General features: G+C 73.8%; 11 protein-coding genes. 10 read left to right on the top strand and 1 reads right to left on the bottom strand.

Annotation, left to right across the window (positions count from 1 at the left end; all coding sequences use genetic code 11):
* Positions 1-117 precede the first annotated feature (117 nt).
* From ACFRAR_RS29870 to ACFRAR_RS29910, 9 genes are all read left to right on the top strand, one after another.
* Positions 118-2,229 (top strand): molybdopterin oxidoreductase family protein, encoded by a 2,112-nt coding sequence (locus tag ACFRAR_RS29870; RefSeq protein ID WP_380701786.1) that lies wholly within the window; start codon positions 118-120, stop codon positions 2,227-2,229.
* Positions 2,226-3,458, top strand: a complete 1,233-nt coding sequence (locus tag ACFRAR_RS29875; protein WP_380701788.1) for an NAD(P)/FAD-dependent oxidoreductase — start codon at positions 2,226-2,228, stop codon at positions 3,456-3,458. The genes ACFRAR_RS29870 and ACFRAR_RS29875 overlap by 4 nt, the downstream gene beginning before the upstream one ends.
* Positions 3,458-6,046 carry a nitrite reductase large subunit NirB gene (gene nirB / locus ACFRAR_RS29880; protein WP_380701790.1) on the top strand — a complete coding sequence of 863 codons (2,589 nt, stop codon included), beginning with the start codon at positions 3,458-3,460 and terminating at the stop codon, positions 6,044-6,046. Before ACFRAR_RS29875 ends, nirB begins: the two co-directional genes overlap by 1 nt.
* The gene (nirD, locus tag ACFRAR_RS29885; protein ID WP_380701792.1) at positions 6,043-6,402 is read left to right on the top strand and encodes a nitrite reductase small subunit NirD; all 360 of its coding nucleotides are present in this window, start codon (positions 6,043-6,045) and stop codon (positions 6,400-6,402) included. Before nirB ends, nirD begins: the two co-directional genes overlap by 4 nt.
* On the top strand, positions 6,399-7,748 hold the full coding sequence (locus ACFRAR_RS29890) for a nitrate/nitrite transporter (protein ID WP_380701794.1): 1,350 nt from the start codon (positions 6,399-6,401) through the stop codon (positions 7,746-7,748). The genes nirD and ACFRAR_RS29890 overlap by 4 nt, the downstream gene beginning before the upstream one ends.
* A 177-nt stretch (positions 7,749-7,925) precedes the next feature.
* Entirely contained in the window at positions 7,926-8,336 is a 411-nt protein-coding gene (locus ACFRAR_RS29895; RefSeq protein ID WP_380701796.1) for a hypothetical protein, read from the top strand.
* Positions 8,336-8,752 (top strand): cupredoxin domain-containing protein, encoded by a 417-nt coding sequence (locus ACFRAR_RS29900; protein ID WP_380701808.1) that lies wholly within the window; start codon positions 8,336-8,338, stop codon positions 8,750-8,752. The genes ACFRAR_RS29895 and ACFRAR_RS29900 overlap by 1 nt, the downstream gene beginning before the upstream one ends.
* Positions 8,753-8,825: 73 nt before the next feature.
* Positions 8,826-12,488, top strand: coding sequence for an ATP-binding protein (locus tag ACFRAR_RS29905; RefSeq protein WP_380701798.1), 3,663 nt, complete (start codon positions 8,826-8,828; stop codon positions 12,486-12,488).
* 92 nt (positions 12,489-12,580) lie between these two features.
* Positions 12,581-13,204, top strand: coding sequence for a hypothetical protein (locus ACFRAR_RS29910; protein ID WP_380701800.1), 624 nt, complete (start codon positions 12,581-12,583; stop codon positions 13,202-13,204).
* Between the two features lie 44 nt (positions 13,205-13,248).
* Here ACFRAR_RS29910 and ACFRAR_RS29915 read toward each other — a convergent pair whose 3' ends face one another.
* Positions 13,249-13,710 (bottom strand): hypothetical protein, encoded by a 462-nt coding sequence (locus ACFRAR_RS29915; protein ID WP_380701802.1) that lies wholly within the window; start codon positions 13,708-13,710, stop codon positions 13,249-13,251.
* A 432-nt stretch (positions 13,711-14,142) separates the two neighbouring features.
* Here ACFRAR_RS29915 and ACFRAR_RS29920 point away from each other — a divergent pair.
* Positions 14,143-15,373: alpha/beta hydrolase (locus tag ACFRAR_RS29920; protein ID WP_380701804.1), on the top strand; the 1,231-nt coding region annotated here is incomplete at its 3' end.

A 15,373-nucleotide genomic window follows, 5' to 3' on the forward strand; every position in this document is an offset into this window, starting at 1 on the left:
AGGTTACGTCAGGTGTCCGGCCGCGCACGACCGAACCGCGGGCCGTGTGAGCGGCGTGTACCGTGCACGCAACCATTTCGACCCCGTCGCGAAACAGAGCCCGGAGAAGATCCGCACATGACACGAACCGCTCTCGCGGCCGCCACCGACACCCACTGCCCGTACTGCGCCCTCCAGTGCGGGATGCGGCTGGCCCCGGGCAGGGGCCGGGCGGCGGTCGAGGTGCTGGAGCGCCCCGACTTCCCGGTGAACCGCGGCGCCCTGTGCGGCAAGGGCAGTTCGGCGCCCGCGCTGCTGGCCAGGGACGTCCGGCTGACCGGCCCGCTGCTTCGCGACCGCCCCGGCGGGCCGCTGCGCTCGGCGGGCTGGCCCGAGGCGCTGGACACGGTGGCCGCCGGGCTGGCCCGGGTGCGTGAGGAGCACGGGCCGGACGCGGTCGGGGTGTTCGGCGGCGGCGGGCTGACCAACGAGAAGGCCTACCTGCTCGGCAAGTTCGCCCGGGTCGTGTTGGGCACCGCCAACATCGACTACAACGGCCGGTTCTGCATGTCCTCGGCCGCCGCCGCGCACCGCCGGGCCTTCGGCCTGGACCGCGGCCTGCCGTTCCCGCTCGACGACATCCCGCACACCGGCTGCCTGATCCTGGTCGGCGGCAACCCGGCCGACACGATGCCGCCCGCCGTCCGCTACCTGCGCGAACTGCGCGAGAACGGCGGTAGGTTGATCGTGGTCGATCCGCGCCGCACCCGCACCGCCGAACTGGCCGACCTGCACCTCCAGCCCCGCCCCGGCGGGGACCTCGCGCTCGCCCTCGGCCTGCTGCACCTGGTGATCGCGGACGGCCTGACCGACCAGGATTTCATCGACGCCCGGACGACCGGCTTCGAGCGGGCCCGAGAGAGCGCGATGGCCCACTGGCCCGACCGGGTGGAGCGGATAACCGGCGTACCGGTCCATCAACTGCGCGAAGCGGCCGGAATGTTCGGACGGGCGGAGAGCGGCATGGTGCTCACCGCGCGCGGCCCCGAGCAGCAGAGCAAGGGCACCGACACCGTCGGCGCCTGGATCAACCTGTGCCTGGCCACCGGCAAGTCCGGCCGCCGGTACAGCGGTTACGGCTGCCTGACCGGGCAGGGCAACGGCCAGGGCGGACGCGAGCACGGCCAGAAGGCCGACCAACTGCCCGGCTACCGCTCGATCGAGGACCCGGCGGCCCGCGCCCACGTCGCCGCCGTGTGGGGCGTCGCGGCCGACAGCATCCCCGGCCCCGGCAGGTCCGCGTACGAGCTGTTGGACAGCCTCGGCCGGCCCGACGGCGTGCGGGCGCTGCTGCTGGCCGGCTCCAACCCGGTGGTGTCCGCGCCGAACGCCGGGCACGTCACCGAACGGCTGCGCGCACTGGACCTGCTGGTGGTCGCCGACGTGGTGCTCTCCGAGACCGCGCGGCTCGCGGACGTCGTGCTGCCGGTCACCCAGTGGGCCGAGGAGGACGGCACCACCACCAACCTGGAGGGCCGGGTGATCCTGCGCCGCCGCGCCGTCGACCCGCCGGAGGGCGTCCGCGGCGAACTCTGGGTGCTGCGCGAACTGGCGGCCCGGCTCGGGGTTCCCACCGGATTCCCGGCCGAGGCCGAACCGGCCTTCGAGGAGCTGCGCCGCGCCTCGGCCGGCGGCGACGCCGACTACGCGGGCATCAGCTACCGGCGGATCGCCGACGAGGACGGGGTGTTCTGGCCCTGCCCGACGCCGGACCACCCGGGCACCCCGCGGCTGTTCCTGGAGCGCTACGCCACCCCCGACGGCCGGGCCCGGTTCGCCGACGTCACCCACCGCCCGGCCGCCGAGGAGCCGGACGAGGCCTACCCGCTGTACCTGACCACCGGCCGGGTGCTCGCCCACTACCAGAGCGGCGCCCAGACCCGGAGGGTCGCCGAGCTCAACGCGGCCGCGCCCGGACCGTACGTCGAACTGCACCCCCGCCTGGCCGGGCGGCTCGGGATCGCGGACGGCGAGCCGGTGGCCGTCACCAGCCGGCGGGGCCGGGCCGTCGCCCCGGCCCGGATCACCGACGCCATCCGGCCGGACACCGTCTTCATGCCCTTCCACTGGGCGGGCGCCGGCCGGGCCAACAGTCTCACCAATCCGGCGCTGGACCCGGTCTCCCGGATGCCGGAGTTCAAGCTCTGCGCCGTCCGGGTGGAGCCGGTCCGCACCGAGGCCGCGAAGTGACCCCCAGGATCGCCGTGGTCGGCGGCGGCATGGCGGCCGCCCGCTTCGCCGAGCGGTACGGCGCCCTCGGCGGCCCCGGCGAGGTCACCGTGTACGGCGCCGAGCCGCGCGCCCCGTACAACCGGGTGCTGCTCACCGAGGTGCTGACCGGGCGCCACGACCCCGAGTCGATCGCACTGCCGCTCGGCGGCGCCGGGCTCAGACCGGGGTGCGAGGTGCTGGCGATCGACCTGGGAGGCCGCACCGTCAAGCTGGCGGACGGCAGTGCCGAACCCTGGGACGAACTGGTCCTGGCCACCGGGGCGGACCCGGTACTGCCGCCGGTGCGCGGGCTGCGCCGCCCCGACGGACACGGCCTGGCCGAGGGCGTCCACACGCTGCGCACCCTGGAGGACTGCGTCCGGCTCGCGGAGGAGGCGGTCGAGGCCGAGCGGGCCGTGGTGATCGGCGGCGGGGTGCTCGGGGTGAGCACCGCCCGGGCGCTGGCCGGCATCGGCGTGCACACCGAGATCGTGCAGCGGGGACCATATCTGATCGATCGTCAGCTCGATGCCGGGGCGGCCGCCGTGCTGCTCGGAAAGCTGCGGGCGCTCGGCGTCGCATGCCACCTCGGCACCCGGCCCGTCGCCCTGCACACCGGGGCCGGCGGCCGGGGGAGGGTCCGTTCGGTGGAGCCGGCCGACGGCGGCCGGCTGGACTGCGACCTGGTCGTCCTCGCCTGCGGCACCCGCCCGAGCACCGCGCTCGCCGAGGCCGCCGGGCTGCCCGTCGCCACCGGCGTCCTGGTGGACGACGACCTGGCCGCGGCCCCGCACGTCCACGCGATCGGCGACTGCGCCGAGCACCGCGGCACCGTGTACGGACTGGCCGGCCCCGCCTGGGAACAGGCCGACGTGCTCGCCCGCCGGCTCTCCGGCGCCGAACCGGATGCCCGCTACCCCGGCAGCGCCCGGCGCGCCCGGCTCAGCGCCGGCGGCCTGGACTACGTGGCCTTCGGCGCCGTGGACGAGGGCGACGGCCAGGGCCTCGACGTGCTGCGGCTCACCGACGCCACCCGCGGCAGCTACAAGAAGCTCGTCCTGCGCGGCGACCGGCTGGTCGGCGCCATCCTGCTCGGCGACCTTGCCACCGTCGACGAGCTGGCCGGCGCCTTCGCCGACGGCGGAGTGCCGGCCGGCGACCCCCTGCACCTGCTCACCCGAGGAACTGTGATGACTGGAGAGGCCTGATGACCCCTGACGACCGCACTGTCCGGGACCTCGTCCTGGTCGGCCACGGCATGGTCGGCCAGCGCTTCCTGGAGGCCTGGACCGAGCAGCCGGCCGCGCGCGGCTGGCGGGTCACCGTGCTCGCCGAGGAGCCGCGGCCCGCCTACGACCGGGTCCACCTCGGCGCGCTGTTCACCGGAAGCACCGCCGAGGACCTCGCGCTCTGCCCGGCCGACTTCCCCGCCGAGCACGGCATCGACCTGCGACTGGGCGACCCGGTCACCGCGATCGACCGGCCCCGGCGGCTGGTGCGCACCGCGTCCGGGGCCGAAGTCCGGTACGACGTCCTGGTGCTGGCCACCGGGTCGGCACCCTTCGTGCCCCCGGTTCCGGGCACCGACGCCCCCGGCTGCCACGTCTACCGGACGGTCGAGGACGTGGACGCCATCCGGGCCGGCGCGGCCACCGCACGCACCGGCGTGGTGGTCGGCGGCGGACTGCTCGGCCTGGAGGCGGCCGGTGCGCTGCGGGCCGGCGGGCTGGACACCCACGTGGTGGAGTTCGCGCCCCGGCTGATGGCCGTCCAGGTGGACGACGGGGGCGGCGCGGCGCTGCGCCGCGCGATCGAGGACCTGGGCGTCACCGTCCACACCGGCGCCGGGGCGAGCGGCGTGCTCACCGGCCCGGACGGCCGGGTCCGCTCCCTCGCCCTCTCCGACGGGCGCGAACTGCCCGCCGACCTGGTGGTGTTCTCGGCCGGCGTCCGCGCCCGCGACCAGCTGGCCCGGGACTGCGGGCTGCCGGTCGGCGAGCGCGGCGGCGTCGTGGTCGACGCCCACTGCCGTACCGCGGACCCGGCGGTCCTCGCCATCGGCGAGTGCGCCCAGGCCGCCGACGGCCGGGTCTACGGGCTGGTCGCCCCCGGCTACCAGATGGCCGAGACGGCGGCGCGCACCCTGGCCGGCCCGTCCGGCGAGGGCTTCACCGGCGCCGACACCTCCACCGAGCTCAAGCTGCTCGGCGTGGACGTCGCCAGCTTCGGCGACCCGCACGGCACCGCCGACGGCGCCCTCGACGTGCTCTACAGCGACAGCCGCAGCGGCGTCTACCGGAAACTCGTCATCGCCGCGGACGGCGCGCTGCTCGGCGGCGTCCTGGTCGGCGACACTGGCGGCTACGACACTCTGCGGCCGCTCGCCGTCGCCGGGCGGCCGCTGCCGGTGGCGCCCGAACGGCTGGTGCTGCCGGCCGGGTTCGCGGGATCCGCCGGGCCGGTCGCGCTGCCCGACGACGCGGTGCTCTGCTCCTGCCACAACGTGACCCAGGGCGCGGTCCGCGCCGCCGTCCGCGACCGGGGCTGCGACAGCGTCGCCGCCGTCAAGAAACGCACCCGGGCCGGCACCGGCTGCGGCAGCTGCCTCAAGCGGCTCGGCACCATCGTGGGCGAGGAACCGGCCGCCTCCGGAGTCTCCACCAGCCGGGGCCTGTGCGAGCACTTCGCCCACACCCGGGCCGAGTTGTACGAGATCGTCCGGGTCACCGGGGTGACGACCTTCACCGAACTGCGCGACCGGCACGGCAGCGGCGAGGGCTGCGAGATCTGCAAGCCGACCGTCGCCTCCATCCTCGCCAGCCTCGGCAACGGCCACATCCTGGACGGCGAGCAGGGCGCGCTCCAGGACTCCAACGACCACTTCCTCGCCAACCTCCAGCGCAACGGCTCCTACTCGGTCGTCCCCCGGGTGCCCGGCGGCGAGATCACCCCCGAGGGCCTGATCGCGATCGGCGAGATCGCCCGCGACCACGGCCTCTACACCAAGATCACCGGTGGCCAGCGGATCGACCTCCTCGGCGCCACCGTCGACCAACTGCCGGGCATATGGCGCAAGCTGGTCGACGCGGGATTTGAATCCGGACACGCCTACGGCAAGTCGCTGCGCACCGTGAAGTCCTGCGTCGGCGAGACCTGGTGCCGCTTCGGCGTCCAGGACTCCACCGCACTGGCCATCGAACTGGAGCTGCGCTACCGGGGGTTGCGCGCCCCGCACAAGCTCAAGGCGGCCGTCTCCGGCTGCGCCCGCGAGTGCGCGGAGGCCCAGGGCAAGGACTTCGGCGTCATCGCCACCTCGGCCGGCTGGAACCTCTACGTCGGCGGCAACGGCGGCATGACCCCGCGCCACGCCGACCTGCTCGCCGCCGACCTCGACCGCGAGACGCTGATCCGCACCATCGACCGCTACCTGATGTTCTACATCCGCACCGCCGACCGGCTGGAGCGCACCTCGGTCTGGCTGGAGCGGCTGGAAGGCGGCCTGGACCACCTGCGGGCCGTGGTGCTGGACGACTCGCTCGGCATCGCCGCCGAGCTGGACGAACTGATGGAACGTCACATCGGCGGCTACCAGGACGAATGGGCCGAGACCCTGGCCGACCCGGAACGACTGCGGCGCTTCGCCTCCTTCGTCAACGCGCCCGGCACCCCCGACCCCGCCGTGACCTTCGTCCCCGAACGCGGCCAGATCCGCCCGGCCCGTCCCGGCGAGGCCGGGCACCCCCACAGCTCCCCGGCGCTGGTCGCCGGAGACCGACCGGAGGTTCTCACCCCATGACCGTACAGATCCACGACGGCACCTGCTGGCAGACCGTCTGCGACCTCGCCGACCTCCAACCGGGCCGCGGCGTGGCCGTGCTGCTCCCCGAAGCCGGACAGGTCGCGCTCTTCCGCGGCGGCTCCGACGAGCTGTACGCCGTCGACAACCTCGACCCGTTCAGTGGAGCCCCCGTCCTGTCCCGCGGCCTGCTCGGCAGCCGCGGCGACCGGCCGACGCTCATCTCGCCGATGTACAAGCAGGTCTACGACCTCACCGACGGCCGCTGCCTCGACGAGGACACCGCCCCCGACGGCACGCCCGCCGTGCTGCGGCGCTGGCCCGTCCGGATCGCCACCACCGGAGCCGCGCGATGACCGCCCTCACCGCCTCGCCGGTCGACCCCGACAGACGCGCCCCGCACGAGGACTGGGACCCGGAGGACGAGGAGTTCTGGGCCCGGAGCGGCGCCCGGATCGCCAGGCGGAACCTGGTGTTCTCCGTGTTCAGCGAACACATCGGCTTCTCCGTGTGGAGCCTCTGGTCGGTCCTGGTCCTGTTCCTCGGCCCCGAGTACCACATCGACACGGCAGGCAAGTTCACCCTCACCGCGCTGCCCACCGCACTCGGCGCGCTGGTGCGGCTCCCGTACACCTTCGCCGTCGCCCGGTTCGGCGGACGCACCTGGACGGTGATCAGCACCCTGCTGCTGCTCGTGCCCACCGCCCTCGCGGCCCTCGTGCTGGAACCGGGCGTCCCGTACGGCACGCTGCTGGCCGTCGCCTGCGTGGCCGGGGTCGGCGGGGGCAACTTCGCCTCCTCGATGGCCAACATCAACGCCTTCTACCCGCACCGGCTCAAGGGCTGGGCACTCGGCATCAACGCCGGCGGCGGCAACCTGGGCGTACCGGCGGTGCAGCTGCTCGGGCTGCTGGTGCTGGCCACCGCCGGCGCCGCCCACCCCCGGCTGCTGCCGCTGCTCTACCTGCCGCTGATCCTTCCGGCGGCGGTCGGGGCGTGGTGGAAGATGGACAACCTGCCCGCCACTCCCGGTGGTTCGAGGGCGGGACGGGCGCTGCGCGACGTCGCCCGGGACCCGTACGGCTGGGCCGTCTGCGCCCTCTACATCGGCACCTTCGGCTCCTTCATCGGCTTCGGCTTCGCCTTCGGGCAAGTGCTCCAGGTGCAGTTCCACGAGCGCTTCGACACCCCGGTCAAGGCCGCCGCGCTCACCTTCCTCGGGCCGCTGCTCGGCTCGCTGATGCGTCCGGTCGGCGGCCGGCTCGCCGACCGGTTCGGTGGCGCGCGGGTGACACTCGGCACCTTCGCCGCCATGGGCGCCGGTACGGCGGTGGTGCTCGCCGCCTCCCGGGCGCACTCGCTGCCGCTGTTCCTGGCCGGGTTCGTCGCGCTGTTCGTGCTCAGCGGCGTCGGCAACGGATCGACGTACAAGATGATCCCCGCGCACTACCAGGCCGTGGCCCGGGCATCCGTCGAGGCCGGGGCCGACCCGGCGGCCGCCGAGGCCGACTCCCGAGGCCGCTCCGCGGCGCTGATCGGGCTCGCCGGGGCGATCGGGGCGTTCGGCGGGGTGCTGGTGAACCTGGCGTTCCGGCAGTCCTTCCTGGCCGGCGGCAGCGGGGACGCGGCGTACGCGGGGTTCCTGGTGGCGTACGCGGGCTGCTCGGCGCTGACCTGGGCGGTCTGGTTCCGACGGCGGTGACGGGGCCTTGGGCGGGGTTTCCGTAGAGGCTCCGGGCGGCGGGGAGCACGTTCGGACGGCCCGGCGCGCGAGCGCCCGGCGAGACGGTTAGCGTCGGCCGCAACACGTCCTCGGACCCGGAGGTTTGCAGTGCAGCGGTGGATCACTCTGACGGTACTCACCTCGGCCCTCACCGGCTTGACCGGCGTCACCGGCGCCGCCGTGCCCGCCTGGGCGGACGACGACCAGGCCACCACCACCGTCACCCTCGGCGAGTCGGCCAGGATCGATCCCAAGGCCGGCGGCCGGGTCCGGGTGGACGTCGCGTACGTGTGCACGAACGCGGAGGACGCGCGCTCGCTCACCGTCTCGGTGGAACAGAAGAACCCGGAGGACGCCACCGCCACCGCCTTCGGCTCCAGCCGGACGGCGGAGACGGACATCGTCTGTGACGGGACGCCGCAGACCCGGGAGGTCATCGTCCAGTCCAAGACCTACAACTGGCTCCCGGACCTCGACGCCATCCTGACCGCCACCATCTCCGACATCGGCGCCGCCCCGCCGGCGGCCGCCGACGCCAAGCGGATCACCCTGGTCGCCGCTGAGTGATGCGCCCCCTCGTCCGGGCCGCCGCCCTGGCGCTGCTGCTCGCGGCCGGTCCCGTCCTGACCGGCTGCGTCAGCGCGTTCACGGTGGCGGGCCCGGAGGAGACCAGCAGCTCCGCCGTCGTGCCGCCGTCGGAGCCGCTGTCTCCCGTTCCGTCGCCCAGCCCCGTCGCCGGGACGGTGACGGTCCGCGACTTCGCCTTCGACCCGGCCGACCTCACCGTCCGCCCGGGCGCGGTGGTGATCGTGACCAACACCGGCACCACCACCCACACCCTCACCGCCCAGGACGGCGGCTTCGACACCGGACCGATCGCCCCGGGGACCGCCGTTTCCCTGACCGCGCCGAGCCGGCCGGGGGCGTACTCGTACCTGTGCGGCTTCCACCACTTCATGCGCGGCATCCTGACCGTGGCGTGAGGGGCGATTGCCCTACGCTCGTGCCCTGCACCTGGGGAGGGTACGAGGGATGGTCGACAGGACGTCGAACACGATGAACGGCACCGCACACGGGTCCGTCACGCAGATCGGCAACGTCGGCGGGAACGTCTACGTGGGCGTGAGCCGGCACCCGGGCGATGTTCCGGAGGACGCCGACGAGTGGGCGCGGATCGCGGCGCGCTCGCGCGTCTGGAGCCACGTCCGCAAGGACCGGGAGATCGAGCCCTACCGGCGCGTCGCGAGGGAGGCCGTCGCCGAGCTGGCCCGGATGCGGGACGAGACGGTGCTCGCCGACGACCCGTGGCAGGACCCCGGGATCGCCGCGCGTTTCGCCGCACGAGTCGACTGGCTGCTCGGCGACGACCGTCTGGACCTCTACCCGGCCGAGGCCGCGCTGCTGGTCGTGCTCCCGTTCCTCTACCGGGTCCGCTCGCTGCGCCTGGCGGCGGCCCGGGCCTCCGTCCGCCCGACCGATCTGCTGCCCTCGGCCGAGGGCGGTGACCGTTCGTCCTTCGAGCACTTCGTCGAGTCCTACGACCTGCTGGTGGGCCGTACCCGGACCCGCCCCGCCTCCACCGCCCCGCTCGGCTGGTGGTTCTTCCACCGCTGGCTCGACCAGCACGAGGACCTTGCCGACCCGGAGGGCGTGCAGGAGATCCTCGACGCGCTGCCCGCTCTGTCGGAGCTCGGCGAGACCTTCGCCCTCAGGCGCGTCCGCGACCTGCTGCACGGGCTCCGCCGGGGCCCCGACGTGGGCCACCACGACTACCTGTCCGGCCTCAGTCCGGACGACCATCTGAGGGCTCCGGGCGAACAGCAGGTCCGGGAACGACGGTTGGCCCTGCTGCTGGCGCTGGCATACGGGACCGCGATCGAGATGACGGCCCTGCCCGAGATCGTGGCCGAGCACCTCGGCATCCCGGAGGAGTACGAGGTCGATCTCACAGACCTGCGCCGCACGCTGGACGGCGCGGTCTGGGGTGGCACGTACGACCTGCCCGTGCTGCGCGCCGAGTGCCACCACGAGGCGGTGGCCGAGGGGCTCCGTCAGTACACCGCCCGAGCGGACGAACTCCTGCACGCGGTCCGCCGTGTCCTCAGCGAGCACCTGCTCCCCACCCGCCTCAGCGCCGACGGCGCCGGCCCGGCGGGCAGGGCCTTCACCAGCTGGGCGCGCTTCCGCATGGACGAGCGCCGGGTGCGCAGCCTGCTGATGGGCGTCGAGCTCTACCGGGACCGGGACCTGGCCGTCCGCGAGCTCTATCAGAACGCCCTTGACGCCTGCCGGTACCGCCGCGCCCGCACCGAGTACCTGAACCGCACCAACCCGATGGTCCACTACCCGTACGACGGCCTCATCCGGTTCCGCCAGGGCGTGGACGACCACGGCCGCGCCTATCTGGAGTGCGAGGACGACGGCGTCGGCATGGGGGAGGAGGAGCTGCGCGGCGTCTTCTCCAACGCGGGCGCCCGGTTCGCCGAGCAGCTGGACTTCAAGCTCGAACGCGCCCGGTGGCGGAGGGCCGACCCGCCCGTCGAGCTGTATCCCAACAGCCGCTTCGGGATCGGGGTCCTGAGCTACTTCATGCTCGCCGACGAGATCCGGGTGACGACCTGCCGCATGGACGGGGACGGTCAGCTGGGCCCGAACCTGAGCGTGTCCATCTACGGGCCCGGCCACCTCTTCCGGATCCTCCCGCTCGCCGAGCCGGCCCGGAAGCCCGGCACCACGGTGCGGCTGTACCTGCGGGAGGACATCGACCTCGGGGATTCCTGGTCGGCGCTGGATGTCCTCGAACGCCTGCTGGGCATCGCGGAGTTCCGAACGACGGCGGACCACGACGAGCGGCACGTCGAGTGGGAGCCCAAGGTGCTGAGGACCAGAGAGGAGGGGACGAGGGGAGAGTTCGGGTACCACGCGTCGGGCACGGTCGTTCCTTGGGAGCACGCCCCCGAGGGCGCGCAGGTGACGTGGTGCGAGCAAGGCGGCGCCCTCCTGGTGGACGGCCTGTTCGTCGAGCCTTCGGCGCACGGAGACCTGGTGAGCCATGGCAGCGCTCTGGCAGGGGTCGTCGTCAATCTCTCGGGAGCGTGGTCGCCGGGCAAGCTGTCCGTCGACCGGCGCCTCGTCATCGACGATGTGTCCCACCACGTTCGTGAACTCCTGACCGCGGCGGCCGCTGACCTGGTGCGGACCGACTCGGCGCTGCTGGGCATGGAATGGCTCGCGGTCGTGATGGACGTGAACGTCGAGCTCGCGGACGTCGTGGCTGCCGAGTGCGTTCGGCAAGGCCGGCGCTTCGAGCACCGGGGCCTCGAATTCGACACCCGGCGGACCGGGTGTCTTCCCAACGACGTCGGCCTGCTCGGCGCGTTGGGGATCTCCGTGTCCGGTGGAGGGGAGTACCCGGAGCGGGGCGTGCCGGACGATTCAGTGGTTCTCTGGAGACTTCTGGCGCACGACCGGCGGGAGCAGTTGGCAGCGCTCGCGGAGATCTGGCCGGTGGACGCGATCGCGGGCCGTGTCCGGGTGGCGATGCCCTCCGATCGGCTCTCCATGACGGTCCATGACCGGAGGCGGAGGCCTTGGCCGCGTCACCGGATGCCCGCCCGTCCCAGGGGTGGCGTTGAGCCGGCCACGGTCACGGTCACGGCGTTGCTGGCGGCGGCGGACGGACGGGCCGTGACCGAGGTGGCGGAGGAGTGGTCACGGAACGGTGTGAGTGTTTCCCGGGACGTGCTCGACCTGGCACTTGCCATCGAGTCCGACCCGTTGTTCCTGCGGGGGGCCGGGACGGCCCGTCGGGTTCAGGGGTGGCCGGAGCCGGGTGAGGCCGTCGCTCCCGGGCATCTGGCCAAGATCAGCGCCACGCTGGGTGTTCCCGTCGCCGAGGTCGCCGAGGCCGTGGCGGCGTACGGGCTCGGAGCCGACCTCGCGGGGCTTCCCCCGCTGCCGTCGGACGACGTGGCCGTGATCCTCAGCCGTGGCCTCGACGGGGCGTGGCCGTGGCTGAGCCGGGCGGATACCGTGCCTGTCGCACACGTCCTGCGCGTGGCGAAGGACAGGGAGACCGGCGTCGCCGAGGCGCTCGGACGGCTCGCGCGGCTCGGGTTCCCGGTCCCCCGCATGCCGGGTGATGCCAGGGTGGAGGATCTGATCCTCTTCGACGGGGCGCGCGCCTGGGGTGACCCCGTGGATGTCGACTTCCGACACGCGTTCGGCCTTCTCATGTCCAGGGACGTCACGTTGGAGGAGGTGGTCGGTCGGTACCGGGCCTACGGATCGCCGATGTTCCTGCCGGGCCGGGCCAAGCGCCTCGACCGGGAGCTCTTCCAGGCCAGGGGTGCTCTGAACTGGGAGGGTCTGGCCATGGGCGACACGGTTCCGTTCGCCAGGTTGATCACGGCCGGGCAGCGCCTCGACAGGCATCCGGAGGAGTTGGCGGGTCATCTGAGGTCCCGGGGAATCGCCGTGTCCTGCGGCCGACTGCCCCAAGGGGTGACGAACCGCCAAGCTCAGCAGATCCTCGGGGAGTTGGCGTATCCGCTGCGTAGGGGCATGTGGTTGGCGACCCTCCTGGAGACCTCCCAGCGAACCGGCCACGCGATCCCGCGGATCGTCGACTGGTACCGCGAGTGGGGCATCGACGTCCCCGACGTCGCCGAGCTGATCCGCGACGCCCTCGCCCGCGTCCCCATGGCCGACCCCGTGTGAGCACCGAATTCACCCGTGAACAGGGCTGCTGCAACGGCCCTCCTTGTTCTACAGTTCTGTAGAACTACACGGGGCGACGATCGGGGACGAGCATGGACAGGCCGCTTCGGCTGCCGCAGCAGGATCGGGCGGACTTCGAGACGGAACTGGGGCGCGCGCTCTCGGCTCCGCAGGTGCGGGAGGTGCTGCGGGCCGGCGGCGACGAGGCCCGGGGGGTCGAGCGGTTGCGGCGGGCGGCGCGGGAGAACGCGGAGTTCGTGCTGGCCGCGGCGGCGCCCGAGTACGAGCGGTACGCGGCGCTGCGGGCGGATGCGGACGCGGTGGCGCGGCTGCCGGTGGACGCGCCGCCGCGGGAGCGGGCGTCGGGGTGGTGGGGGGTGCTGGGGCTGGTCGTGCCGGTCATCGCGGTGGGGGCGGCGGTGGCCTTCCTGGTGCTGGGCTGGGTGCTCGGGCTGGTCGAGGACCTGGAGGTGCTGTCGCAGGCGCTGCTGGAAGCCGGGTGGGTGTCGATCGGGGCAGGGGCGGTGAGTCTGCTGGTGGGTGGACTCGGGCTCCTGGGGGCGGCCCGGTCCAGGAGGCCTGAGGCCGGGGAAGTGGCCGACGGGCCGGGCGAGTTGGTACTGGCGCGCGATGCCTGGCGGCTGGCGCTGGCGGAGCGCGGGCTGGTGCCGTACCTGGTGGCGCAGGCGAACGCGGTGGACGGTCGGCGGCGTTGACCGGACCTGACCGGGCCTGACCGGACCGGGCGTGGCAGGCCGGATCAGGCCTGGTCGAGTCTCGCCGCGCGGGCGGCGTCGACCAGGAGCTGGGCGGCGTCCGGGGGGATGGACAGGCGGCGGGCGATCCACGGCGCAGGGCGGCCGGCCCGGGCGAGCATCCAGGCGGAGTACAGGTGGCCGAGCTGGGGCGCGTTCTCGGCGAGCAGCAGCGGGCGGACGGCCTCCATCGGGAAGCCTTCGAGCGCGCGGGCGCTGTACTCGCGGCCGTTGGGGCCGGGCGGGGGCAGCGGGAGCGGGCGGCGCAGGTCGAGCCAGCGGCTGAGCAGCACGGCGCCGACCGCCAGCAGGCCGGCGCCGGAGGCGCCGATCAGGATGCCGCCGATGACCGGGCGGTCCTCCTCCTCGGCCATGCCCAGGGCGATCTCCTCCAGGACGAGCAGGCCGAGCACGGTGAGCAGGACCGCGGCCTCGGCGGGGCGCGGGTGGGTTCGGGACGTCGTCATGCGGAACCTCTTCCTCGGCAGGGTGGCCGGGGGTTTCGGGCGGGCGCGGCGATTCACCTTCCGTACAACGGTGATGGGCGTGCCCGGGGCACGCGGCACGGCTCAGGCGGCGTAATCGCGGATCTGAGTTGACGATGCGTCAAGTGCGTGATGTGGGTGGCGGGTTGGCCACATTCCGGAGGTTCTGGCCGCGCCTCCTTCCGGCCGGTCGCACCTGGGCGGTGCGTCTCTCGACAGGGCGGGCGTCCGGGCGCCGTCGGGCGTCGGACTTTCGGTCAGCATAGCCCGGGCATGCCAAGCTCGACAGGCTTGTCGAAGGTGCCGGAACGCGGTCGGCCGGACCCGGCACCGAGGGGTACCGCCCTGGTCACCCTGAGTGGAGGCGCCGGTTACCCGGGCGCTGGTCCACAGTGGTAGGGGAGGCCGGGACCGATGGGACTCACCAGTCACAAGCTGCTGGCACTGATGGCACTGCTCGCGGTGTCCACGGTGCTCGGCACGCTGTGGGTGTGGCCCCGGCTGGCCGTCCGGAGCTGGCCCGCGATGTTCCTGCGGCTCGGCACCGTCGCCGTCACCCAACTGGCCCTGCTGCTCACCCTGGGACTCGGCGTCAACGACTACTTCGTCTTCTACTCCAGCTGGTCGGACCTGCTGGGGCACGAGCACGGCGCGGGTGTGATCCACCAGGGCGCGACCGGGGGTGCGGGGAGTGCCCCCGCACCCGGTGCCGGAAGCAACCCCGGCCCCGGCCCCGGCCCCGGCCCTGGCCCCGGCCCCGGCGTCGTCGGCGGTCCGGCCGGCGTCCGGGTGCTCGGCCCGGCGGAGATCACCGGCGCGGGCTCGGTCAGCCGCGACCCGGCCCGGATCGGACGGCTGGAGCGGGTGCGGCTGCCCGGCACCACCACCGGGCTCAGCACCGACGGCTACGTCTACCTGCCGCCGCAGTACTTCCAACCCGGCGGCCAGGCACGGCACTTCCCGGCCGCACTGGTGCTGACCGGCTTCCCCGGCGACGCCGCCAACCTGGTCACCAAGCTCCGCTACCCGGCCGCCGAACTCGACCTGCTGCGCCAGGGGGCGATGAAGCCGACCGTCCTGGTGCTGATGCGGCCCTCGCCGACCATGCCCCGGGACAGCGAGTGCGAGGACATCCCGGACGGGCCGCAGGCGCAGCGCTACTTCACCACCGACGTGCCCGCCGACCTGCGGGCCTCCTACCGGGTGCTGGACGGCACCGGCAGTCTGGGCATGGTCGGCGACTCGACCGGCGGCTACTGCGCGGTCAAGGCGGGCATGGAGCACCCGCAGACCTTCTCGGTCGCGGTCTCGCTCTCCGGCTACTTCAAGGCGGCGGAGGACGTCACCACGGGTGACCTCTTCGGGGGCAGTCCCCAGCGCCGCGCCGAGGCCGATCTCAACTGGCGACTCGCCCACCTGCCGATGCCGCCGATCGCCGTGCTGCTCGCGGACAGCAAGGCGGACGGCAGCACCTACGCCGACTCCAGCGCCTTCGCCGCGGCCGCCCGCCCGCCGCTCGTGGTCGCCCAGGAGACGGTCGACCGCGGCGGCCACAACTTCACCACCTGGGACCGGCTGATCCCGCCCGCCCTCACATGGCTCAGCGCCCACCTGCGTGACCCGGCGTCGCGGCGGGTCACGCAGG

This window comes from Kitasatospora sp. NPDC056651 (genome assembly GCF_042792155.1).
Lineage (GTDB): Bacteria > Actinomycetota > Actinomycetes > Streptomycetales > Streptomycetaceae > Kitasatospora.

Excerpts from the sequence above, each read along its gene's own strand:
- ACFRAR_RS29910 (WP_380701800.1), top strand. The coding sequence starts at position 12,581 with ATGGACAGGCCGCTTCGGCTGCCGCAGCAGGATCGGGCGGACTTCGAG.
- ACFRAR_RS29870 (WP_380701786.1), top strand. The coding sequence starts at position 118 with ATGACACGAACCGCTCTCGCGGCCGCCACCGACACCCACTGCCCGTAC.
- ACFRAR_RS29915 (WP_380701802.1), bottom strand. The coding sequence starts at position 13,710 with ATGACGACGTCCCGAACCCACCCGCGCCCCGCCGAGGCCGCGGTCCTG.
- ACFRAR_RS29900 (WP_380701808.1), top strand. The coding sequence starts at position 8,336 with ATGCGCCCCCTCGTCCGGGCCGCCGCCCTGGCGCTGCTGCTCGCGGCC.
- nirD (WP_380701792.1), top strand. The coding sequence starts at position 6,043 with ATGACCGTACAGATCCACGACGGCACCTGCTGGCAGACCGTCTGCGAC.
- nirB (WP_380701790.1), top strand. The coding sequence starts at position 3,458 with ATGACCCCTGACGACCGCACTGTCCGGGACCTCGTCCTGGTCGGCCAC.
- ACFRAR_RS29890 (WP_380701794.1), top strand. The coding sequence starts at position 6,399 with ATGACCGCCCTCACCGCCTCGCCGGTCGACCCCGACAGACGCGCCCCG.
- ACFRAR_RS29905 (WP_380701798.1), top strand. The coding sequence starts at position 8,826 with ATGAACGGCACCGCACACGGGTCCGTCACGCAGATCGGCAACGTCGGC.